Here is a 22,992-nt window from a genome sequence, read left to right as displayed (position 1 = left end):
TCAGCCTCGGCAATTACACCGGCAACTGCAAAAAGTTGGCGGCAAGGAGTTTCTGATTGATATATTGCCGCGGCGTGATGCCCGTGATGTGCTTCATCTCCCGGATCAAATGTGCCTGGTCGTAAAACCCGCACTCGTAAGCCTGTGCCGTGATCGTTTCGTGGGAAGTATTTTTTCTGAGCAATTTGAGAAAGCGCTGCATGCGGATAATGCCCGAGTAATGTTTGGGCGACAGGCCAACCTGTTCATCAAAAATGCGTTGCAGTTTTCTATCGCTTACGCTCAGTTCGGTAACAAGGTCACGCACCGGCAGATTTCCGTCACGCTGATGGATCAGATGCAAGGCCTGGATTACCAGTGTCCGGCGGTCGCCAGGACCTTTTACTCTGGTACGTAAGAAATCTTCAATGACCGCACATTTTGTGACGGGGCCGGAAGTCAGAAAAAGTTGTTCAACGACACGATTGATGTCATCTGAATGAAAGAAGCACGTCAGATCTACCAAAAAATTTCTCAGTTCACATGCAGATATACCCAGCATGGCAGAGGCAGCATAGGGGTGCAAGACAGCGACAATCAATCGGATTTGCCCCTGACAAATTACATGCTGGTAATGATCGAGCTGGCCATATATAAAGCAATCGGGAAGAAAACCGGAACTATTGTTTTCCTGAATCAGCCCGTCGCCATAATTGAACACGATGCCGGTGTTCCCATCCGAAAATAAGCGGTGCCTCGCGGGCCATTCACAATCCGCCTCAATGATCAGGAAATGCCTGATCAAATGGGAAAGTGTGGGGGAGGGGGTGATTTGCATGGCATTGATATCCGGCTTTGGTGATATAAAGGTATCAAAAGTTCCAATTTTAGGAACTTTTGATACCTTTATATTCTCATGCGAATCATTGAGAGGAGTACTTTAGAAGAATTCTGGGAGATCCACACGGATGCTATAGTTGGCTTGCTCAGCTGGTATGAAAAAATGGGAAGTCGTCAATACAATAACCCCCAGGAAGTATTAGCAAATTTTAAAGGGGCGGACTATGTTGGTAATGACAGAGTTGTTTTTAATATAGCCAGGAATAAATATCGTTTGATCGTGTCCTTCAATTATGAGTTTGAAGCTTGCTGGATAAAATTTGTGGGAACTCATAAGGAATACGACGAAATTGATGCAAAAACGGTCGAAAATCACTAAAAATTACCCAATGGAAAACGATCAGATCAGACCCGTAAAAAGTGAGGCAGAGTATAAAGAGGCTCTGATCAAATTGAAGGAAGTTTGGGAAGCAAAGCCCAATACACAGGAAGGCGACAGATTGGAATTGCTCTTGTTAGTCGTAGAAAAATACGAAGAACAGTATCATGCCTTACCTGAATTGGATCCGATAGAGGCAATCAAGTATAAGATGGAGGAAGAGGGTCTTAGCCAAAAAGATCTGATAAAATATTTTGGCACAAAATCCAGGGTATCCGAGGTATTAGGCAGGAAAAAACCGTTGACCTTAAAAATGATAAGGTCACTCTACCATGATTTCGGCATTCCAGCCAAGACGTTGCTTGCCTAAGCAACCACTAAACCAAATCCCACTTCTTCCTGGGCTTTCGAGAAAGCAGCCTGTTCGCTTCTTGGTCCCCTACGAACTTCTCCTTATCGGCATTCCAGGTCAGTTCTCTTTTCAATCTGTAAGAGATCAGGCCGAGATGCATGGGGATGGTGAGTTCACGTGCGTAGGCGAGGTTTGATTCGGGTTGTTTGCGGGATTTGACCGAATCCACAAAGTTTTGCTGGTGGCCGGGGGACCTTGTATTGGTAATGGGAATTTCCGGTATGTCGGCCATGGTCACCCCGTTGATGGTAATCTCTTTGGTATTGTAATCACAAATCAGCGTTCCTTTATCGCCTTCGAAAAATGCGCCGATCCCGCGGTCGGCGGCGCCCGGAACATCAGGGGGAATGGCAGTCCAGAATATTTTCAATCCGTCGAATTCATAATCCACGTCCAGCGTTTTCGGCGCATCGGCAATTCCGGTATATGCTTCACCGCGTGCACTGATCTTTTTCAAACCTTTCGGCTGAATGGAAGAATACACCACATCGGCAATATGGCACCAGAAATCCGCAAATTCGCCTCCCGAATAATCCAGGAAGTAACGGTAAGTGAAATGGCATTTTTCCGGAATGTAATCGGTATAAGGGGCGGGGCCCAGCCACATATCCCAATTCAAAGTCTTTGGAATGGGCTGTACGGTAGGAGAACCGAGTTCTTTGGTGGTCGGTTTTTTCCATAACCTTACGGTATGCACGTTCCCGATCGCACCCGATTTGATGATCTCCACGACCCGGTGGAAGTTATCTCCCGCATGGATCTGATTGCCCATCTGAAAAATCCGATCGTGCTTATTCAGATGCTTGAGCATCATTTTCCCTTCCTTCACGCTGTATGAGAGTGGTTTTTCGCCATACACATCTTTGCCGGCCTGAAACGCCAGTGCGGCTATTTGTGCGTGCCAGTGGTCTGGCGTTGCGATGGTAATGGCATCAATGTCTTTACGTTCCAGGATATGACGGAAATCGCCATACGTGTCCACCTTGGCATTGGGTTGCATAGTCAGCAACTTTTGCTTTGTTTCGCCCAGATGCAGTTCGTCCACGTCACAGAGGGCGACAATTTCGACTTCGGGCAAGTTCGCAAACCATTTCATGTGGTTATTGCCCATTCCGCCCAGACCGATGTGCGCAACCCGCAAACGGTCACTGGCGGCAGCCTTGCCGTATAGTGATGGTAATATGGAAAAACCCAGTGCTCCCAGGCCGGCCATTTTAACAAAATCCCTCCTGTTGGTATGTACGCTCATGCTGATCGGGTTGAAATATAGATCCAAAGCCCGATTACGCCCGAAATTACTCTGATTGCCCCTAATGAGGCCGCAAATAGGGCGATAATTCCATGATATCCATTTTCAGCATCCGGCTTTTGAAAAGGTCGGCTTTGTATTTGAAAATGAAGTTGCGGAGCGACATGCCGGTTTTATTCATGATACAGAGGTTGGCCGCTTCTTCGGAAATGTTAAACCTGAAAAGCAGCTCAGGCACCCGGATCGTCTTATTTTGATGAAGTTCGTTTCTCAGGTATTCGATCATTGAATCGGTCAGCGTCTGCTGGGAAGTTTTTTCTTCTGTCTTTTTACTCTCAAAATTATTCCTTGCTAAAATAGTCACAAACAATTCAACGCTTCCCTGTATCAATTTCAGATGCGAGGTCGATCGCTGTATTACTTCAAAGGAGATCTGGCTGATCAGGTAGGCGATCATCTGGCCGTCGTGCTCGTTCTGAAGAGGCCTCCCCTGACTGAGCCTGTTGTTGTTGCAAAGGTTTTCCGCCTGCTTGTAAGTGTCCGCAAAATCGGGGCTCAGTGCCTTTTTTTCCTGGAAATTTTCGGACAGGCAGGTATCGAAGGCAATCAGAAAAACCTCGGTTTCCCCGTCTTCCTGAAACAGGATCTGCTGGCCGGGTTTCAGAAAGATAACGCCCTGTCGGGAATAGCTGCGCATGTGTCCGTCCCATATAAAATTTCCCTCGCCGGACATGATAAAAATGATCCGGTAGTGTTCCTGATAATGCGGGCTGGTTTCCCAGGTCCGGGTTTTACTTTGGAGCAAATGAAATTTTTTGCGTGCGTGAAATTTGAGTGCTGACATATCACAAAATGGATTTCTTCCATACCAATTTTGGAAATCAGCGTATCAATTAAAATTATAAAAGGCGGAAAGCCGGTTTTCGGCGCCCGAACAGTCATTTTTCAATGCGGAGTTGTAACCGTCGTTTACTTTCCCAGCCAGTTTTTGAATTCTGATATGCGATCGGAGCTCACATAGGCTTCCTGCGCGATGGCAGGATAAAGCTCGATTTTAAGTTTTCCGGCTGAAATGAAATGGATATCCCTGATCGCGTTGAAGGAAATAATGAGGGTCCGGTTGACACGGAAGAATTCGTTTGGATCGAGTAGTTGTGTAAGTTTTTCAAGACTGTACTCCACAGCGAAATGCCTGCCGTCGAACAAGCGCAGAAAAGTGGCCCGCTCTTCGATGGTGAAGTAACTGATTTCCGAAACTTTGAAAGTGAAAATCCGCGAGCCGGCGGTGACCAGAAAACGGTCTTTGTACTTTTCCGGCACGATCGAAGGCAGGATATCCGCTAAAAGCGCATCGGCCCTTCCCGGCGGGAGCATGGCTATTTTCCTGAATTTGCTGAGGGAAGCTTGTAATTCGAGCGGGTTAACGGGTTTCAAAAGATAGTCGATGCTGTGTGTCTTGAAGGCTTTCTGCATATAGACGTCAAAAGCGGTCGTGAAAATGATGGGCACCATCAGGTTCAGGCTTTCAATGATCCTGAAACCGTTGTCGTCTTCCAGATGGATATCCATAAAAATCAGGTCCGGCTGGATGTTCGTCGGGTTCTGGAGATAGGCAATGGTCTCAAAAGCAGAAGGGATAATCGCTAAAACATGAATGGAAGGGTCGACTCCCGAGATGAGCTTCTGCAGTCGCTCCGCACTTAGTTCCTCGTCTTCTACGATCAGGACATTCATGATATCAATGGGATTTTTACGACAAAGCAATCGTCCGTTTTTGCAATGATCACTTGTTTGTCAAGTAACAGCTTATATCGGCTGACGATGTTTTTCAGCCCCAACCCGGTAGTCGGTTCGTTGAGTTTTCTGAGTTGCATGGGATTGCTGACGATCAGCATGCCATCCTGGATCGTAATGCTGATGGTGAGCGGATTGTTCAGGGACATCGTATTGTGCTTGACCGCGTTCTCAATCAGCAGCTGCAAGGTAAGCGGGATGATCGAATAACGCTCGAGGTCATCTGCGGACAGGGTAACTTCCATGATCACTTTTCCCTTAAACCGGGTGAGTAGCAGATAAGTGTAGGTTTCCAGGAACCTGATTTCTTCTTTCAAACCGATGCGGTGCAGTTCAGCCTGTTCGAGGATATACCGGTAAGCCAGTGACAATTGCTGAATAAATTCGCTCGATTTCTCAGGCCGCGATTCCACCAGCGACGAGAGTACACTGAGGTTATTAAAAAGGAAATGCGGGCTGATCTGGTTCTTTAATGCCAAAAATCGGGCGCTCATATTTTCTTTTTCAAGTTTTTCGGAGTCTACCAGCAGTTTTTTTAATTTTTCCTGCACCTGGTTATTGACACACAGATAGTACGCTGCGATCAGCGCGAGAATGGTCAGTGCTTCGTTGGCACGTTTCCAGATTGGCCAACCCGGCGGCCGGTTCCTGATACGGAAAGCGGGAGATGGCATGTGGCTCCAAAACTGGTCCATAAACTGCCAGGTATAGCTGAGTATCAAATTGAACAGGATAGCCATTAAGATGGCGGGTATCAGGGTGATCAGTTGATTGGAGATGCTGAATTCCAGTGAATCCGTGGTGCCTGTCCAGATAGCGAGTTTACGTAAAAACCAGTCAACCAGATAGATCCAAGTCGTATAGAACACGGTGCTGATCACGATTTCCATGCAAAACAGCGGGAATTTTTTGAACGTAATTTCCCAGATATGCTGTGGAACGTTAATGTAGGTACGTAACGGGATATAAATGAGCGCCAGGGCAAAACCAAGTAACCATTTCTGGCCGAAGATGTAAGGCCGCATTTTGGGTATGAATGTATTTCTCAAAGTAAAGGATCATTTGGGGAATTAAAGGGATAGGATGCCGTCGATTTGTGAACGCGAAAAGGAACTTTATTGTGGCAGGATCGCCTTTTCTTTTTTGTAAACGATCAATCGAATCACATGGAATTAGGAATAAGTATGTTTGGGGACCTGGGTTATAATCAGGCAACCGGATCATTTCAGCCGGCGCAGCAGCGATTGCAGGATATGCTGGAAGAAATCAAGCTGGCGGACGAAGTGGGCCTTGATGTATTTGGCATCGGCGAGCACCATCGCCCCGATTTTGCCGTTTCGAGCCCGGAAATTATACTTGCTGCCGCAGCATCCGTTACCAAAAGAATCAAGCTGACCAGCTCCGTAACTGTATTGAGCTCCAATGACCCGGTGCGTGTTTACCAGAATTTTTCAACGGTCGACCTGCTTTCCAATGGGCGGGCCGAAATTACCGTGGGCCGGGGAAGCTTTATCGAATCCTTTCCGCTATTTGGCTATGATCTCAATGATTACAATGGTCTGTTTTCCGAAAAGCTCGACTTATTGAAGCAGATCAACGAAGCGACGAACATCAGCTGGAAGGGAAAATACCGTGCAGGCCTGGACAAGCAGGATGTGCTGCCCAGGCCTGCGAATGGCCGTCTGGATATCTGGATCGCCGTGGGAGGTACTCCCGCATCCGTGGTTCGGGCAGCGCGCCTCGGATTTCCACTGATCGTCGCCATCATCGGTGGCAGACCGGCGCAATTCCAGCCGTTTTTTGAATTATATAAAACGGAATACCTCAACGCGGGCCACGACCCCGCCCGGATGCAGCTCGCCACGCATTCGCACGGCCTGATCGGAGAAGATGGTGACGCTCTTTCGGACAAGTATTTCCCGGATTACGCAGCCCAGATGGACCGTGTGGGGCGCAGCCGGGGCTGGGCACCATACACACGGGGACAATTTGAAGGTGGCCGCAGCAGTGAAGGCGCGCTATTTGTAGGAGACCCTTCGCAAGTCACCGAAAAAATCCTCGAAAATCAGGAAATGTTCGGATTGACGCGTTTTCTGCTGCATACCGATGTGGGGGCGCCGGCCCACCGTGACCTCATGAAATCGATCGAACTCTTTGGCGACCAGGTTGCACCCGCCGTCAGGAAAGCCTTGGGCAAATAGCAGAAAAGATCCGGAGATGTTTGATATGCAGTGCGTTCCTGGCTTGTTCGTGAGTTCATATTACCGATTGCTGCCGATAGTCCCGGGGGAGAGCAAGAAGCGGTTCAGTGTCTTTTCATAACCAGACTATCGGCAGGATATTTTGCTTTGAGCATATTCATTTGCGCCCTGGCCCAGGTAATGAGTGCCTTACGCTGTGCGTCCGTCAGGTTTGCATCTTGGTGCATTCCCAGCGCAGTATAAGAGGATAGCGGCATCTCTTTCTCTTCAACAAGCTCAACGGTTTCTTCCAGTTTGTGATTTTGGCGGGCGAGGGACAGCGTAGTGAATTCGGAAAAGTTCAGTTCGCTTTTACCCTCGGTAATGTGGTCATTCAGCCACCAGGCAATGGGCTGGATATGAGCATACCAGGGATATTCGGTTTTGTTGCTGTGGCAATCGTAGCACGCGGTTTTCAGGATTTCGCTGACATCCGCAGGAACAGGGTATTTCGTTGCGATGTGGTGGGTCTGATCATCCGAAAGGTTCTTTTCGGGTTTGATAAACTGGATGACGATGAGGATAACCAGGAGGGCGATAAGAATTTTTTTCAGCATAGATTCGGGTGTTTAGATACTGGAGATTTCCGTACCAATATGAGAAATTTCCGGCAGCAAAATCAACTTAAACGGCTCTTTTTCTGGAGTGTTCCAGAAATCAAAAATGTTTGCCTTAAATTAGCATATCGCGATTTGTAACTGCGGTATGCTAAACCTGGCGAAGCAAATGTCGCGTGCCCTTCTGATCCGCTCCCTTCTGTTTCTCGTTTTTTCGCTCCCTCTTCTTGCCGCTGCACAGACGGTGAGGAAGCTCGATTTTGAGTTACTCAATGGCAATGACGGCTTATCGCAAGGACTTGTGACACAGATCATTCAGGACAAGATCGGTTTCATGTGGTTCGGCACCAATGATGGGCTTAACAAATACGACGGTTACGAATTCACCGTTTACCGGCACAAAGCCCGCGACCCGTATTCCATTGCTGACGACGCGATCAGGAGCATTTTTGAAGATTCCCAAAGCCGGTTGTGGATCGGGACGGCATTTAAAGGTCTCGAACTTTTTGACCGCAAAAAAGGGCGTTTTATCCATGTCGGCAATCCATTGGCGAAAGGTGCGGCCTCCAATCATATCCGGAGCATTGCCGAGGACCGGTCGGGTGCACTTTGGGTTTGTACGTCGGAAGGGATCTACCGGATTACAGTAAGCGAACGCGGCGTTGGCGAGCCGCTGTTCCGGTTCGTCCGCATCCAGGAACCGCCCGGCTATATGAAGTCCTTTTACAAGTTTTATATCCCGGGTAACGGGCGGATATACCTTGTTTCGACAACCCGGATTTGGGAAATGGAGCCCGGGCAAGGCAAACAAAAGAGCTATATGCCGGTAGAACGCTTCGCATTGCCGCTACCCGACAATGATATCCAGGCCACTTTGCTGGAAGACGATAAAGGAAAGTCTTATTTCTGGCTGGCAGGTAAGGAATTATGGAAATTCAAAGACAAAAATTTCGCCAGTCCTGAGAAAATATATGTGTCAGGCTCAAACATCAAAGCAGGCATTCTTGATCGGGAAGGGAGGCTGTGGATAGAGGACAGGGGTAAATTCCTGTTGTTGCATACCACATCCCGCGCTATCGACTCCCTTGGAAGAGATGAAACCCTGCTGCCCATTGTCCAGAATACGATATGCCATTATCTGGACAGGACCGGTACGATCTGGATGGGGACTTTCGGCTATGGCGTTCTCAGGTACAACCCCGACAAAGCCAATTTTCACCACATTCTTCCCGATGTGAATGCTTACCCGATCACTTCCTCGCCCACCGGCGAAATGATCGTCAACGGTACTAAAGTAATCCGGATCGGCCCGAAAGGAACAATCAGGGAATCCTCGCTGGTGAGCCAGCTTCCCGGGGGCGATTCCTACGAACCCTTTGTCGCGGTTGATAAAGCTTCCAATTATTGGTTTATTTCCAAAACGGGTGTATTTCTTTTTAACTCAAAAACGAAACAAAAGCGGCAGTATCCTCTCAAAGGAATGGGCGACCTGCAGATTTTCCCGCCTTATCTGGACAAATCCGGCACCTTATGGATGGCAAGCAACCGGTTTCTGATTGCCTTCGACACCTATCGGAAGACATTTAAAACCTTCGCCATGCCTTTGAAACCTACTTCCGACAGCTACTCGCTGATCGAGGCGATTACCGGCGATATCAGCGGCGGGTTGTGGATCGCTTCGGTTTCGGGATTGTTACGGTTCGACCTGAAAACAAGCCGGTGGAAAAGCTACAGTTTCAATAAAAATGACCCCAGCTCCATCAGTTCCAACTTGCTGCTCTGCCTGTACAATGATACCACGTCGGCGGACCGGTATATTTGGGCCGGTACAAAAGGCGCCGGGCTGGAACGTCTCGACAAAGTGACCGGTAAGTTTCAGCATTATCACGATGAAAACGGGCTGCCCAACAATGTGGTGTATGGTATACTGCCTGATCAAACCGGCGATCTGTGGATCAGCACCAATTATGGCTTGTCGCGGCTGTTCAAGAAGGATTCCACTTTTCAGAATTTTACTGTTAAAGACGGGTTGCAGGACAATGAGTTTAACCGGTATGCCTACCATAAAAGGAATGATACGCTGTATTTTGGCGGGCTCAAAGGTGTGAATTATTTCGTACCTGAGCAGATCAGGTCGCATGCAGCGCCGGTCGTGTTTTTTTCAGGGTTTAAACTCTTCAACCGGGCTGTAGATTTTACCGGAAAAGACAGCCCGCTGTCGGGGGATATTTCGTACACCCGCGAAATCAACCTTCAGTATAGCCAGAATATGATCGGGCTGAAATTCGCGGTTGCGGATTACCATCAGATCGGGCAGATCAAATACCGTTATATGCTCGAAGGCTTTGATGAACAATGGATTTATTCCGGGACCGCACACGAAGCCACTTACACCAACCTGGATCCCGGGGAATACCGCTTTATGGCAGAAGCAAGCTACGACGGCCTGACGTGGAGCGACAGTCCGGCGGTGATTGCCATACGGATCATCCCGCCCTGGTGGCTTAGCTGGTGGTTTTTTATATTGGCGGCAACCGTCTTGGCCGCCATGCTCTACGGCCTCTACCGATACCGGTTGCAGCAGGTTATGCGCGTACAAAATATCCGGAACAGCATATCCAGAGACCTGCACGATGAGATTGGGTCCACCCTCAGTACCATTACCATTTATGCCAAAGTGGGCAGCGAACAATTGAAGCAGCCGCAGAACTCACTGGGTTCTATTCTTGAAAAGATCAGGCAGAATGCGACGCAGGCGCAGGAGGCAATGCAGGATATCATCTGGAGTACCAACACGGCCAACGACCAGTTTGAAAACGTAGTGAATCACATGAGAGGTTATGCCAATCAACTCTGTGATATCAATGGTTACGAACTCACTTTTATGGCACCCGAAAACACCTCGGGAATCAAACTGGATATGGTGAGGCGGCGTGAATTTTATCTGATCTATAAGGAGGCGTTGAACAATATCGTGAAGCATTCGAACGGAAATGCGGTTTATATCGAGATCATCCGGACAGGCGCCGTGCTGAAACTTTGCATCCGGGATAATGGCCGGGGTTTTGATAAAAAGAAAAATTTCCGTCCGGGGAATGGGCTGGCCAATATGCAATCGAGGGCAGCTAATCTTCAAGGCGCTTTTCAAATCAGTTCAATTCCCTCATCCGGGACCACTGTTTCCCTGGAATTTCAATTGCATTAGCTTATTTAAGTCATTTTCAATCCTGTTCGTGCCGGTTATATTTGGATCATGATAAAAATTGCCATTTTCGATGACCATCCCAGCCGTCGCGACGCCCTGCGCATGTTGCTGGAAATGACCCCGGATATGGTTTGTACCGGTACGTTCGTGAATTGCGACAACCTCAGGGAATTACTGAGTGCGGATGTGCCCGATGTGGTACTGATGGATATTGATATGCCGGTCGTGAATGGAATACAAGGCGTAAGGCTGGTGCAGGAGTATTTTCCGGACACGTATATTATCATGCAAACCGTTTTTGAGGACAATGAACAGATCTTCGAAAGTATCAAATCGGGTGCCCACGGCTATATATTGAAAAAAGCTCCCCCGGAAAAGCTGCTCGAGGGGATTCGTGAAGTGATGCATGGCGGTGCGCCCATGACGCCTTCGGTAGCGCTCAAATTGTTACAGTTTTTCAAAGATCAGCAATCGGTTAAAAAGGAAGATTTTAACCTTTCTGAACGTGAAATTGAGATACTGGGCCTTTTGGTAAAAGGCCTGAGCCAAAAAAACATTGCAGTGGAGCTGAGCCTGTCGCCTTTTACAATCAATAACCACCTGAAAAGGATTTACCAGAAGCTGCATGTTCACAATGCCTCCGAAGCTGTTTCCAAAGCTATTTATAAGAGGATCGTATAAATGACGGTTTTTAATGTCCTTGTTGTCAGATTGTTGGCTTATTGTTAGCTGCTTTAAGCTATTGACAACCAACGACAAATGAGCATAGATTTGTCCCGGAAAATCTTGCTCAACTTATGAAAAAACCACTACGTTCCGTCTGCAATCCTACTGTGCTCCTTTCTGTGATCCTGATTGTCCTGACAGGCCCAAATAGCTTTTCGGAACATGTTCGTGATCATACAGCACATCCAAAATCTTCAGAGTATTTCGGTAACCTGACGTTTGCCACACAGGCCGAGATAGACGGCTTTGACAAAGACATCACCATTATAAACGGGGATGTGACGATCGGCGGCAGTAACATTACAACGCTGGCGGGGCTTGCCAACATTACCGAAATCAACGGTAGCCTTACGATTTCCGGGAATCCCCTGCTCGCCAGCATAGACGGGCTGGAACAGCTGACCTCCATAGTAGGCCACCTGACACTGGACAACAACGCCATCCTTGCGAACCTGAACGGCTTCAATCACGCCATGTTCATTTCATTGAACCTGATCATCACCAATAATCCTGCATTGACCAACTGTGCTGTGGAGTCCATATGCTTTTACCTGGCGCACCCGGTAGCTTCCAGGATGGCCCGGGTGATGTCTGTTACCATATCCAATAACGGCGGCGATTGTATGGATACGGAGCAAGTGATGATATCGTGTAGTACCCTACCAGTAACGCTGGTCTCTTTTGAAGCGGGTAAGCAGGAGCACCATGTGCTGCTCCAATGGAAAACAGCGGAGGAAGACAACAGCGCAAACTTCGGGATTCAGCGTAGCGCCGACGGGAAAAACTGGCAGGAGATAGGCTTGGTAAAGGCCGCCGGAAAGGCCAGTTCGGAAACGAATTACTCATTTTCAGATCTGGTGCCTATTAAAGGCGCAAACCTGTACCGCCTCAAAATGACTGACCTCGACGGGACATTTACTTACAGCAGCCTGCGAAGTGTTGACATGACCTACGATGCTGAGCTGGCTACTTTTGCGTACCCCAATCCTTCGAGTAATCAAATTCTTGTTCACATCCGGGATTGGTCGCAGGTAAAGGAGATCCGGATCGTGAATGTAAAAGGCCAGTTGGTGTATGCGTCGGGTAGCAAGCCGTCCAATCACATTGAGGTCCAGAACCTGGCTTCCGGCAGTTATATGATGCATGTGGTAATGTCGGATGGGACTTCCGTTGTCCGGAAAGTGGTTAAGCAATAGAGAGCAGGAAGCATCAACGCTCTTACATGGAGAAAGATACCCCTGCGACGATCGCTTTTTCATACTTCTGTTTGTCAAACCGGTACAGGAATGGGGACTTATTGGCGACGCCGATCCGCTTTTCGTCCAGTTTTTCCAATATATCATAGCTCATGAGCAACTTCTGGAAATTCCGCCGGTCGAATTGTTTGTCCAGAATCGTTTCATATAGCTTTTGAAGTTCGGGCATCGTGAATTTTTCAGGCAGCAGGTCGTAGCCTACCGGCTGGTTGCGGATCTGTTGGCGCAATGCTTTTAATGCCCTGATGATCATTTCGTTGTGATCAAAAAGCAATGTCGGTACCTCGCCCATGTTCCACCAGCGGCATTCGTCGGTAAACCAGTCGGGCGTGGCTTGCACGAGCGCGAATTCCACCAGTGCAAAATAACCGACCGATACTACGCGGTTGTGGATCAGATCGTCGAAAATGCCTTTCCCAAAAGTCATTTCCAGCCTTTCCAGCATTTCGGTTTCCGTAAAATGCTTGTTCCGGTCTACCTCTCCGAAAGTGTAGTATTGGTGCAGGAAAATATCGCTCAAACCCGTCCGCTCCTGCAAAATCCGGTTCGCCGCATTATCCAGCGATTCGTCCTTGAAAATCCGCCCGCCGGGCAGGCTCCACCCGTCCGTTTCTTTCCAGCGCAGCAGCAATACTTTCAATTCCCCCGCGTGAAAACCGAAGATTACGCAGTCGATCGATACTTCCTGAAGGGTTTTAGCAAAATAGGCCTTTAAATCCTGATCCATTATTTGTTAAGCGTTTAGAAAAATTTCAATGCGTAAATTATACACAATGATTTTTTTGTTTTATCATTGCGGGGAATTTTTTATTAATAAGTTTCAATTATTTATTGAAATATTTATTTGTAACCGTAGGTGATCTATGAAACAAACATTTATCATTCTCGTCACTTTACTAAGTGCTCTCACGCTCCAAGCCCAGGTCCCCGAGGAGAACCGCTTTCAAAAAGTTGTCCTGACCGAGAACCTCAATGAGCCGTTGGAAATGGCGATTTTGCCGGATGAGCGCGTGCTTTTTATCGAGCGTCACGGGGCCGTCAAGCTGTATAATCCTGTGGGTAAAAAGACGTCGGTGATCGCAACTATACCGGTCAGTACGAAATATACCGACAATTCGGAGGCGGAAGACGGGCTGCTGGGTGTGAACATTGACCCTGATTTTACCAAAAATCACTGGGTTTACTTCTATTATTCGCCTGCCGGAGCGACCCCGGAAAACATTCTGGCGCGTTACGAGCTGAAAGGCAATGTACTCGATCTGAATTCCAAAAAAGTAGTGCTGAAAATTCCTGTTCAGCGTGATAACTGCTGTCACACAGGCGGTTCCATCGACTGGGATGCGCAGGGAAATCTGTATCTCTCTACCGGCGACAATACCAGTCCCCGTGCTTCCGACGGTTACGCGCCGATCGACGAGCGGCCGGGAAGAAGTCCGTTTGATGCGCAAAAATCATCAGGCAATACCAATGATCTTCGCGGGAAAATTCTCCGCATCCACCCTGAGCCTGACGGAAGCTATACCATTCCCGAAGGCAATCTTTTTGCAAAAGGTACCCCTCAAACGCGCCCTGAAATTTACACGATGGGACACCGCAATCCCTACCGCATTTCGGTGGACAAAAAGAGTGGTTACCTCTATTGGGGTGATGTAGGGCCTGATGCCGGGAAAGATTCGAGCGGACTCGGACCTGCGGCGGAAGACGAGTTCGGGCAGGCGAGGAAGGCCGGGAATTTTGGCTGGCCGTATTTTGTGGGGGATAACAAGGCTTACTGGGATTATGATTTTGAGACCAAAAAATCGGGTGAAAAATTCAATCCTGACAAGCCGGTCAACAATTCCCCCAACAACACTGGCCTGAAAGAGCTGCCGCCTGCGCAGAAAGCATTTCTGTGGTACACGGCTGCGGAAACCAAGCGGTTCCCGTTATTCGGTTCTGGCGGCAGAAGTGCGATGGGCGGGCCGGTTTTTTATACCGACGATTTCAAAAACGCGAAGCGGGCATTTCCAGATTATTATAATAAAAAACTCTTCATCTACGAATGGATGCGCGACTGGATCATTGCGGTAACCATCAGTCCGAGAGGTGATTATGTAAAAATGGAGCGCTTCCTGCCCAACCTGAAACTGGAACATCCGATCGACATGGCTTTTGGCCCAAATGGTGACCTGTACATCCTGGAATATGGGCAGGGCTGGTTCATGGGGAATCCCGAATCCAAGCTGGTGCGGATTGAATACAATGGCGGAAATCGTAAACCTTTTGTGGCCGCCACCGCTGATAAACAGGCTGGTGCAGTGCCTTTTACAGTACAATTGTCGTCTGCGGGAACGCAGGATTTTGACAAAGATTCTTTGCAGTATCAATGGAAAATTACTTCCGCCGCTGGTACCGCGCCGATCATACTCACAGAGCCAAACCCGACTTATACATTCAAGAAAAAGGGTATTTATAAAGTCCAGCTGACGGTGACGGATTCAAAAGGATTGAAGGATTCGCAATCGCTGAGCGTACAGGCTGGCAATGATCCGCCGCAAGTCGCATTGGAATTGACGGCTGGCAATAAGACATTCTTTTTTCCTGAAAAACCGATCCAGTACAAGGTGAATGTGACCGACCAGGAAGACGGAAGCCTTGAAAACAAGCGCATTGACCCGTCGAAAGTGAAAATTACCGCTGCGTATCAGGATGCAGAGGATAAGCCCAAAACCGACATGGGCGGCCACCAGGAAGCGCCGGTGACATTTACCGCCGGGAAAACATTGATGGAAAAAAGCGATTGCAAAGCCTGCCATTTTGTGGATAAAAAATCGATCGGGCCGGCATTTAAGGACGTGGCTGCGAAGTACAAGGCTGATAATGGTGCGGTGGCCTCGCTTTCCGACAAGATCATCAAAGGCGGCGCGGGTGTATGGGGTGAAACTGCGATGTCGGCGCACCCTTCGATCGGGTTGCCTGAGGCCGGGCAAATGGTAAAATACATTCTCAGCCTGGCCGATGAAAAAGTGCCTGCGCAAATGTTACCGCCTGCCGGTGAGGTCATTGCGAAAATTCCCGACGGCGCGGATGCCAGCAAGGGAATCTATAAAATCACGGCTTCTTATAAGGGCAATGGCGCGAACGGAATGCCCGCCGAGGTGACCGAAAAAACCTTGACATTGAAAAGCCCGACGGTGTTATTCGGCAATGCCGACGAGGCCAAAAATGCGATGCGGTTTAAAATGGGCGAAAATAACCTGCTGATCGTGATGACGTCGAATACATCCGCAGTCTTCAAAAACATTGACCTGACGGATGTTACCGGGCTGAGCATGGTGGTCGCCGCGCCGAAGGAGCAACTCAATGCGCAAGGCGGGATTATTGAGGTACATAAAGGCACTGCGGATGGTGAGCTTCTGGGCAAAACCGAATTCATAGAGCCTAGCTCCGACCCAAATGCATTTGCTTCCGGCAAGCCGCCAAAGCCTTACAATGTGACCATACCGCCTCAGACTGGCGTGAGTGATCTTGTTTTTGTATTTAAAAATGACACCGCAAAAGGGGCGCTATTTGTACCGTTTTCCATGACATTCCTAACTAAATAATCGACCGGACTTTAACTTAGCTAACCTTATGAATACCAACCGCCGTCAATTTATCAGCCAGCTCGGACTGGCTACCGCAGGACTCAGCGTCGCCTCAATGGACGTGCTTTTTGCCAAAAATCTGCCCGCCAAGTTCAATTTTGACATTTCGCTGGCCGAATTCTCTTTCGCCTCGGAGCTCTATGGAGGAAAAATGACCAATATGGATTTCCCAGCCAGGGCCAAGAATGATTATGATATCAGCATTCTGGAATACGTTTCGGGTTTTTTTAACAACAAACATACCGACCAGACTTACCTGAACGAACTGAAAAAACGCTGCGACGACCTGGGTATGAAAAATCACCTGATCATGGTCGACGGTGAAAATTTGACAGCTCTTGATGCTGCCGCACGCAAAAAGGCCGTAGAGGCACATTATCCCTGGGTGGATGCCGCCAATTTTTTGGGATGTACCTCGATCCGGGTTAACCTCGGCGATGCAATGGCCATGTTATCGGGTAAAAAAGAGGAGGGGACGCCTGCGGAACTGGCGGCGGCTGCAGTGGATGGTTACGGAAAGCTATTGGAATATGCCGGAAAAGCGGGTTTGAATGTGATCGTGGAAAACCATTTCGGGGTATCGACTGATCCTGACTGGCTGGTAGGCGTGATGAAGCAGCTTCCTGCCAAAAACAAAGGTCTGCTACCTGATTTCGGGAATTTTTGTGCCGAAAGAAGCAAGCCGGCGACAAATGACATAAAAGGTATTATGGCAACAACCTGCGTGAAAGAACATGAAAAGTACGAGGGCGTGAAGAAAATGATGCCTTACGCCAAAGGGATCAGCGCCAAGACCCACAGCTTCGACGACAAGGGCAATGATCGTGAAACGGATTTTATCAAAATGTTCAACATCATCAAAGCCTCCGGCTGGAACAATGGTATCGTCGGCATTGAATACGAAGGCGGCCTCATGCGTGACATGGGCGGCGATATGTCCAAACCCACCAATGACGAAGGTATCCGCCAGACGAAAGCGTTGCTGGAAAGGGTTTTGGAGGAATTGGGTTAAATGAAATCCTCGCCCCGCCAAACAATTTCGCGTTTAATCCTCTATCTTTTTGAAGAGCAGCTCTATCCGGGCTGCTTTTTTTATTTTTTCAAAAAATATTGCCCGCATTTTGTCCAATCCGGAAAACCCGGTTGTCACTTGTTTTTAGCATTAAATAAAAAACAAAATGGAACAGAGACTGAACATCCAGGAAAAGGGAGCCAATGCGTTGAAACCACTTTTCGGCATGGGCGCCTATCTTAAAAAATCAACGATTGAAGCCAGTCTGCATGAGCTGGTTAATTTTCGGGTATCGCAAATTAATCAGTGCGCATATTGTCTGGACATGCATTACAAAGATGCCCGCGCGAAAGGCGAGACCGAGCAGCGGTTATACGGATTGAGTGCCTGGCGTGAGTCGCCCTACTACACGGATCGTGAGCGGGCTGCATTCGCATGGGCTGAGGCGGTAACCAAATGTGAGGTGCCCGACGATGTTTATACCGAGGCCAAAAAGCAATTTTCAGACGAAGAACTGGTGGATCTGACAATGGTAGTCACCACCATAAATACCTGGAACCGGCTTAATCTCTCCTTTCCGAATGTTCCGGGTACTTACAGAGTAGGAATGTTTGGTTGATCCTTTCACCTTTTACTATTAACCATTTTAAACAATGCAAGAATTCCTTTTAGCCATTCACCGCGACCTGACGAGCAAGGATGCGAGTCCGTCGCCGGAACAAATGCAGGCCGCGATCAAGCCTTTTCAGGACTGGATCGGCAGCATTGCCGCTCAAAATAAACTGGTTGCCCCGCCGAAACGTTGGGATTCGGGCGGCCGGGTGATCAAAAAAGACAATACGGTGCTCAATGGTCCGTATGCCGAGATCAAGGAGTCGATCGGCGGCATGTTTTTCATCCGGGCCGAAGATTATGACGACGCCGTGGAGATCGCCAAAGGCTGCCCGATCCTCGAATGGGGTGCGACGGTTGAAGTGCGGATGGCCGTACCTTCTCCGCAATGATGTGACCAAATGCCTTTGTATTTTGCAAAGGCATTTTTTTGGATGATATGGAAGAGCAGGTTTTGATACCCCATTTGTTCAGGACAGAATACCGGAATATTGTCGGGGTGATTTGTTACCGGTTTGGCATTGAACATGTTGAGCTGGCCGAAGATATTGTGAGCGAAACATTTCTGTCTGCCACAGAGCTGTGGAGCGTGCAAGGACTTCCCGAAAATCCGGCTGCCTGGCTTTACACCGTAGCCAAGAACAAAACCACGAATTACCTGAAACGCAGCTCGCTGTTTGAGCAAAAAATCTCCGAACAGATCAGGTACGAAACACCTCACTCGGAAGAAGTTGAAATTGATCTTTCGCACAAAAACATTGCGGACAGCCAGCTGGCGATGATTTTCACAGTTTGCAACCCTGCGATTTCCGCAGAATCACAGGTTGCGCTGGCCCTGCATTTACTCTGCGGTTTCGGTATCCAGGAAATTGCAGACGCTTTTCTGACCAATAAAGATGTGATTTACAAACGAGTGAAACGTGCGAAAGAGAAGCTGAAAGAAGCGGCGATCAAAATCGAGCAGCCGACACTTTCGGAAATCAATGAGCGGTTGGACACTGTTCTGACTACCTTGTACCTGCTCTTTTCAGAAGGATATTATTCCATTTCTCAAAATACGACACTGCGCAAAGACCTTTGTGCGGAGGCGATGCGGCTCGCGTACCTGCTGGTTGTGAATGAAACGACCAATAAGCCGGCCGTCAATGCTTTGTTGTCGCTGATGTGTTTTCATTCGTCGAGGTTTGAGGCGCGGATGAATGAGAATGGGGAGATTATTTTGTACCAAGATCAGGACGAAACGCGCTGGAACCGCGAGCTGATCGACCAGGGAGCCAGGTATCTGAACGATGCGTCCAGGGGATATGAGATATCGAAGTATCATCTGGAAGCCGGCATCGCCTATTGGCATACCCAGAAAGAAGATACGCCCGAAAAGTGGGAGAACATCCTGGATCTTTACAATAGCCTTCTGATTTTGGAATATTCGCCGATTGCCGCGTTAAACCGCACTTATGCGGTCGCTAAGGCAAGAAGCAAAGCGGAAGCGATTGTAGAAGCGGAAAAGTTGAAGCTGACCGGAAACCATTTCTATTTTTCGTTACTGGGCCATCTGTATACCGGTTTGGACAATCAAAAAGCATTGCGGCATTTCGAGACTGCGCTGGAACTAGCCATTTCCAAAGCAGATCAGACAGCCGTAGAGAAAAATATCTCCCGCCTGACAACATTACCATAATGTCAACTGGCCCATTGCTTCTGTAAACGCCAGCTTCAAGCGATTGAAGGAAGAAGAGAAGATAATTTTCAAACTCCCGAACGAAGCGACTGCGGCATGGTGTTACGGTAACAGTACTAGATCTTAACATCTGGGTTTTGCTACATGATCAACCATTTAAATTTTTAAGAACATGATTTCTCATAGTCTAGACGAACTGGCAGAAGGATTTCGGGAGAAATATCCTGAATTGACCAAATTTGAATCCCTGCAACTGGCCCAGCAAAACCTGATTCTTCAGGCGATTCACGATGCAAACGGCACTACGCCAAGCGGCAGGCCGCACTTATCGCTGGTTATCGATAAACTGAGCCAGATTTTGACCCAGTTAGAAAAAAACTAAGTTCTAAAAAGTCCCGAAAAATGAAAAAAGCCATATTATTCGGAGCCAGCGGTTTCATTGGCTCGTATCTTTTGGAAGGACTGTTGAATGATCCTGACTACGATCAGGTTACGGTCGTAGTCAGGAAAGATTTGAATAAGTCGCATCCCAAGCTGAAAGTGCTGATCGGCGACTTTAACTCCCTGCCGGCATTGAAAGACCAGCTCATTGCGGACGATGTTTTCATCGCGCTGGGCACGACAAAAAAGAATACACCCGACGAGAAGATCTACTACCAGGTCGACCACGACTACCCTGTACTTGCGACCAAGCTGGCGAAGGAAAACGGCGCAAAAGCGGTTTTAATCGTTACCGCAGTCGGTTCCAATGTGGCTTCCAATGTTTTTTATGTCCGCACAAAAGGCGAAACAGAGCGTGATATCATCGCGCTTGATCTGCCACATACCCACATTTTCAGACCATCGATGATCATGGGAAACCGCCAGGAAAGCCGCCCGCTGGAAAAATTCCTCATTGGTTTGTTCTCTTTGATCAATCCACTTTTGGTTGGGCCCGTCAAAAAATACCGGGGGATAGAAGGCAGGGATGTTGCGAAAGCGATGCTCAAAGCAGCCAAAAATCAGTCCGGGAAAGTCATGATTTATGAATGGCAGGAAATGAGCACTCTACTGTAAGGCTGGGGCCTGAAACGGTTTCTTCGATGAAGCTACCCGCTGAGCAGGTTATTTTCAAGTATTTAACATTTTGGTATCGGCCGAAGATTTTTTGACGGAGGAAAGATTCCGCGATCAAGGGTCAGCCGCTATAAATCCACCGTTCTAACCATTACCTGTCCGGCGCGTTCGAATGTACAGATGATCTTTTGTTGATCCGGCGTGACTGCCAGCTTCGGATATTGCCCCTTTTCAAACGCAGTGTCCGTCGATCCGTCAGGCTTCCGCAGTTGGATCACACCCTTCTGCTCCCAGGCAAAGCATGTTCCTTTGGATGTGGAGAGAGCCACAGGAGTACGGCCTGAGCCCAATTTAACTTCTGCCTTCCCAGGCTGACATTGATATATGTCGAGTTCCCTACGCCAAACCGTTGTAACATTTCCGTTCGCATCTACGCTAAGATCGCCACCATCCATGGGACATGCATCGATCATGTAATCACCTGTCCCCAGTTTTTGGGCGTTCCCGAAATCTTTACCATTTTCTGACGTCATCAGGTACAAGTTCCGCGCCCCGTTGAGTTTGTTCCGGAACATAACCCGGATGCGGCGGTCATGACCAATGAAAACCGAAGGTTTGCAGCATTCACAAATCCCTTTCGGCTCACCACGGTAAATCAATTGATCAGGTTCCCAGGTCAGGCCCCCGTTTTTGGATAAGGCCCCGTACAGATTATTGGTTTTGTCCAGACGTGTATCCAGCCATACTGCATACACATTGTTGTCCTTACCTGCGTCCACAGCGGACAATGCTTCTAAGGCGGTACCGTCCTCATCGTTAATTTTAACCTGCTCCGACCATTCGCCGGTTGCATTGTTCAGTCTGTAGGAAAAAAGATTACCGCCAAGGTCGCTGACGGTAACCACCGTGAAATCTTTTGTGGCAGTGATTTGTGGGCCCCGGCCCATTCCAAGGCCCATTTTTGAAAATGTACCAAGTATGTGCGGTGCCGAAAATGTTTTCCCCCGATCCTTTGAAGAAACATAAATCAGATCTTTTGACGCTCCATTTTCTTTACCATAAACAAGGTGGACCACACCTGCCGGAGACACAGAAATGGCGGGCTGTTTCCCGGCGCCCAGATCGAATACGTTTTCTGTATTCTTCTGGTTTGCCGGCGGATAAAAATGCATCCACAATGGCAGGAAAATCAGATACATTATTCTGAATGGGGTCATCGCTTTCAATTTAGGAAAATGGTCAGACAACACTAAAAAGCCTGAATTTAGTGTTTTCCGACGAATGCGCCCTGGTCTATTCAGTGGAGAACGATTTATTGCGATCTGTAAATTGAATTTCCCCCGTTAAGGACGTTAAAAGGTAGCATAAGCCGAATAGTCCTCTTCGGGGGATTGGGGTCAAAACAAGCACTACGCAGGCAACCGGCAGAGTAGACCATTTCAATAACTCAACCGCTGCTCAGCCGGTAAAGCCGAAACATGGCCAATCTTTCCGTGTCTGAAATCGCGGTACAAGTCCTTGATCTCCTGTTCATTGTCGGCTATAAATGGACCATACGAAACGATCGGGTCATTCTGGGGTTGTCCTGCGTACAGAATAACCCGCCCCCCCGAAGCCCCGGCTGTCAGCGTGATTTCACTTTCAAACAATGTTCCATCCGAGGCGTGGTCCAGCCAGCCGATCTGGTTTTGGTTTAAGATTTGATCATCTTCCCCCACTTCAATACTGCCTTCGATTACGTACAGAAATGCATTGTAGGAAGCATCCAGTTTTTGGGTGGTTGTACTGCCCGGCTGCAAATGGATATCGGCCACAATTAAAGGCGTGTGGTTTTGGACCGGCGATTTCAAGCCGGCAAACGATCCGCTGTATAGCCTGATTTCAACACCATTTTCTGTTTTTTTCGGAACGCTTGCAAATGCCAGATCCTGCACACGTGGCGGAGCCCAGCGGTCTTTTTTGGGCAGGTTCAGCCACATTTGTAAAAGACGCATTTTCGATTCCTTTTCAATGGATTCGGTGTGCACAATTCCGCTGCCGGCTGTCATGATCTGGAAATCGCCTCCCTTCATCATGTGGGCGGAGTCGCCCATTTCTCCTTCGATGAGCAGGGATACGGTTTCGAAACCTGCATGAGGATGCGGCCCGCCAACTGGTTCACTGTCTTTTTTGTCGAGAAAATCGTCCATCAAGATGATAAACGGGTCGCTGTTTGCGAATTCGTTTTGGATCACCGCGCGGGCTGTATGGTCGGGGCCAAGAAATCCCTGATGTGCGGCCGGGGCCTTTATATTGACTAATTTGCGTTTCACAATTTGATTTTTCATAACCTTAAAAAATTTGTCAGGATCATTCTGCGGGCAGTTGCTGC

The 22,992-nt window shown here is 48.3% G+C and carries 22 protein-coding genes; 13 read left to right on the top strand and 9 right to left on the bottom strand.

The window, feature by feature from the left end; genetic code table 11:
* Nucleotides 1–13: 13 nt before the first annotated feature.
* The gene (locus AC1XUF_RS07215) at nt 14–817 is read right to left on the bottom strand and encodes a DUF6597 domain-containing transcriptional factor (protein WP_483341005.1); all 804 of its coding nucleotides are present in this window, start codon (nt 815–817) and stop codon (nt 14–16) included.
* Nucleotides 818–895: 78 nt separating this feature from the next.
* Here AC1XUF_RS07215 and AC1XUF_RS07210 point away from each other — a divergent pair, with 78 nt between their 5' ends.
* Together AC1XUF_RS07210 and AC1XUF_RS07205 are read left to right on the top strand one after the other, a co-directional pair.
* Complete coding sequence (locus AC1XUF_RS07210) at nt 896–1,198, top strand: type II toxin-antitoxin system HigB family toxin (protein ID WP_483341004.1); 303 nt, start codon at nt 896–898, stop codon at nt 1,196–1,198.
* Between the two features lie 10 nt (nt 1,199–1,208).
* Nucleotides 1,209–1,568 (top strand): helix-turn-helix domain-containing protein, encoded by a 360-nt coding sequence (locus AC1XUF_RS07205; protein WP_483341003.1) that lies wholly within the window; start codon nt 1,209–1,211, stop codon nt 1,566–1,568.
* 7 nt (nt 1,569–1,575) lie between these two features.
* On the opposite strand, the gene AC1XUF_RS07200 is transcribed toward AC1XUF_RS07205, so the two are convergent.
* The 4 genes from AC1XUF_RS07200 to AC1XUF_RS07185 all read right to left on the bottom strand — a co-directional run bounded on the left by AC1XUF_RS07200 (nt 1,576) and on the right by AC1XUF_RS07185 (nt 5,702).
* Nucleotides 1,576–2,859 carry a Gfo/Idh/MocA family protein gene (locus AC1XUF_RS07200; protein WP_483341002.1) on the bottom strand — a complete coding sequence of 428 codons (1,284 nt, stop codon included), beginning with the start codon at nt 2,857–2,859 and terminating at the stop codon, nt 1,576–1,578.
* 61 nt (nt 2,860–2,920) lie between these two features.
* A complete protein-coding gene (locus AC1XUF_RS07195) occupies nt 2,921–3,703 on the bottom strand; it encodes a hypothetical protein (RefSeq protein ID WP_483341001.1) in 783 nt (260 codons plus the stop codon).
* 125 nt (nt 3,704–3,828) lie between these two features.
* On the bottom strand, nt 3,829–4,593 hold the full coding sequence (locus tag AC1XUF_RS07190) for a LytR/AlgR family response regulator transcription factor (protein ID WP_483341000.1): 765 nt from the start codon (nt 4,591–4,593) through the stop codon (nt 3,829–3,831).
* Nucleotides 4,590–5,702, bottom strand: coding sequence for a sensor histidine kinase (locus tag AC1XUF_RS07185; protein ID WP_483340999.1), 1,113 nt, complete (start codon nt 5,700–5,702; stop codon nt 4,590–4,592). The genes AC1XUF_RS07190 and AC1XUF_RS07185 overlap by 4 nt, the downstream gene beginning before the upstream one ends.
* 117 nt (nt 5,703–5,819) lie before the next feature.
* On the opposite strand from AC1XUF_RS07185, the gene AC1XUF_RS07180 reads away from it, so the two are divergent.
* Nucleotides 5,820–6,854, top strand: a complete 1,035-nt coding sequence (locus AC1XUF_RS07180) for an LLM class flavin-dependent oxidoreductase (protein ID WP_483340998.1) — start codon at nt 5,820–5,822, stop codon at nt 6,852–6,854.
* Nucleotides 6,855–6,958: 104 nt separating this feature from the next.
* Here the strand turns inward: AC1XUF_RS07180 and AC1XUF_RS07175 are convergent, their stop codons facing one another.
* Entirely contained in the window at nt 6,959–7,450 is a 492-nt protein-coding gene (locus tag AC1XUF_RS07175; RefSeq protein WP_483340997.1) for a heme-binding domain-containing protein, read from the bottom strand.
* A gap of 169 nt (nt 7,451–7,619) precedes the next feature.
* On the opposite strand from AC1XUF_RS07175, the gene AC1XUF_RS07170 reads away from it, so the two are divergent.
* The 3 genes from AC1XUF_RS07170 (at nt 7,620) to AC1XUF_RS07160 (ending at nt 12,577) form a co-directional block, all read left to right on the top strand.
* Nucleotides 7,620–10,655 carry a ligand-binding sensor domain-containing protein gene (locus tag AC1XUF_RS07170; protein WP_483340996.1) on the top strand — a complete coding sequence of 1,012 codons (3,036 nt, stop codon included), beginning with the start codon at nt 7,620–7,622 and terminating at the stop codon, nt 10,653–10,655.
* A gap of 48 nt (nt 10,656–10,703) precedes the next feature.
* The gene (locus AC1XUF_RS07165; protein ID WP_483340995.1) at nt 10,704–11,336 is read left to right on the top strand and encodes a response regulator transcription factor; all 633 of its coding nucleotides are present in this window, start codon (nt 10,704–10,706) and stop codon (nt 11,334–11,336) included.
* A gap of 116 nt (nt 11,337–11,452) precedes the next feature.
* Nucleotides 11,453–12,577: a T9SS type A sorting domain-containing protein gene (locus AC1XUF_RS07160; RefSeq protein ID WP_483340994.1), complete on the top strand. Its 1,125-nt coding sequence runs from the start codon at nt 11,453–11,455 to the stop codon at nt 12,575–12,577.
* Nucleotides 12,578–12,599: 22 nt separating this feature from the next.
* Here AC1XUF_RS07160 and AC1XUF_RS07155 read toward each other — a convergent pair whose 3' ends face one another.
* Nucleotides 12,600–13,364: an NUDIX hydrolase gene (locus AC1XUF_RS07155; RefSeq protein WP_483340993.1), complete on the bottom strand. Its 765-nt coding sequence runs from the start codon at nt 13,362–13,364 to the stop codon at nt 12,600–12,602.
* A gap of 136 nt (nt 13,365–13,500) precedes the next feature.
* On the opposite strand from AC1XUF_RS07155, the gene AC1XUF_RS07150 reads away from it, so the two are divergent.
* The 7 genes from AC1XUF_RS07150 to AC1XUF_RS07120 all read left to right on the top strand — a co-directional run bounded on the left by AC1XUF_RS07150 (nt 13,501) and on the right by AC1XUF_RS07120 (nt 20,621).
* The gene (locus tag AC1XUF_RS07150; protein ID WP_483340992.1) at nt 13,501–16,221 is read left to right on the top strand and encodes a PQQ-dependent sugar dehydrogenase; all 2,721 of its coding nucleotides are present in this window, start codon (nt 13,501–13,503) and stop codon (nt 16,219–16,221) included.
* A gap of 28 nt (nt 16,222–16,249) precedes the next feature.
* Nucleotides 16,250–17,275, top strand: coding sequence for a sugar phosphate isomerase/epimerase family protein (locus AC1XUF_RS07145; RefSeq protein ID WP_483340991.1), 1,026 nt, complete (start codon nt 16,250–16,252; stop codon nt 17,273–17,275).
* A gap of 166 nt (nt 17,276–17,441) precedes the next feature.
* Complete coding sequence (locus AC1XUF_RS07140) at nt 17,442–17,894, top strand: carboxymuconolactone decarboxylase family protein (RefSeq protein WP_483340990.1); 453 nt, start codon at nt 17,442–17,444, stop codon at nt 17,892–17,894.
* A gap of 34 nt (nt 17,895–17,928) precedes the next feature.
* The gene (locus AC1XUF_RS07135; protein ID WP_483340989.1) at nt 17,929–18,279 is read left to right on the top strand and encodes a YciI family protein; all 351 of its coding nucleotides are present in this window, start codon (nt 17,929–17,931) and stop codon (nt 18,277–18,279) included.
* A 47-nt stretch (nt 18,280–18,326) separates the two neighbouring features.
* Nucleotides 18,327–19,565, top strand: coding sequence for an RNA polymerase sigma factor (locus AC1XUF_RS07130; protein ID WP_483340988.1), 1,239 nt, complete (start codon nt 18,327–18,329; stop codon nt 19,563–19,565).
* A 172-nt stretch (nt 19,566–19,737) separates the two neighbouring features.
* Nucleotides 19,738–19,947: a hypothetical protein gene (locus tag AC1XUF_RS07125; protein WP_483340986.1), complete on the top strand. Its 210-nt coding sequence runs from the start codon at nt 19,738–19,740 to the stop codon at nt 19,945–19,947.
* 20 nt (nt 19,948–19,967) lie between these two features.
* On the top strand, nt 19,968–20,621 hold the full coding sequence (locus AC1XUF_RS07120) for an oxidoreductase (protein ID WP_483340985.1): 654 nt from the start codon (nt 19,968–19,970) through the stop codon (nt 20,619–20,621).
* A gap of 128 nt (nt 20,622–20,749) precedes the next feature.
* Here the strand turns inward: AC1XUF_RS07120 and AC1XUF_RS07115 are convergent, their stop codons facing one another.
* Together AC1XUF_RS07115 and AC1XUF_RS07110 are read right to left on the bottom strand one after the other, a co-directional pair.
* Entirely contained in the window at nt 20,750–21,838 is a 1,089-nt protein-coding gene (locus AC1XUF_RS07115) for a hypothetical protein (RefSeq protein ID WP_483340984.1), read from the bottom strand.
* 222 nt (nt 21,839–22,060) lie between these two features.
* Nucleotides 22,061–22,948 (bottom strand): pirin family protein, encoded by an 888-nt coding sequence (locus AC1XUF_RS07110; RefSeq protein WP_483340983.1) that lies wholly within the window; start codon nt 22,946–22,948, stop codon nt 22,061–22,063.
* Nucleotides 22,949–22,992: the final 44 nt, after the last annotated feature.

Source organism: Dyadobacter sp. HNCC25DJ185 (genome assembly GCF_056895195.1).
The sequence above is the reverse complement of the archived record's forward strand: the minus strand, read 5'-3'. Positions and strand labels throughout refer to the sequence as shown.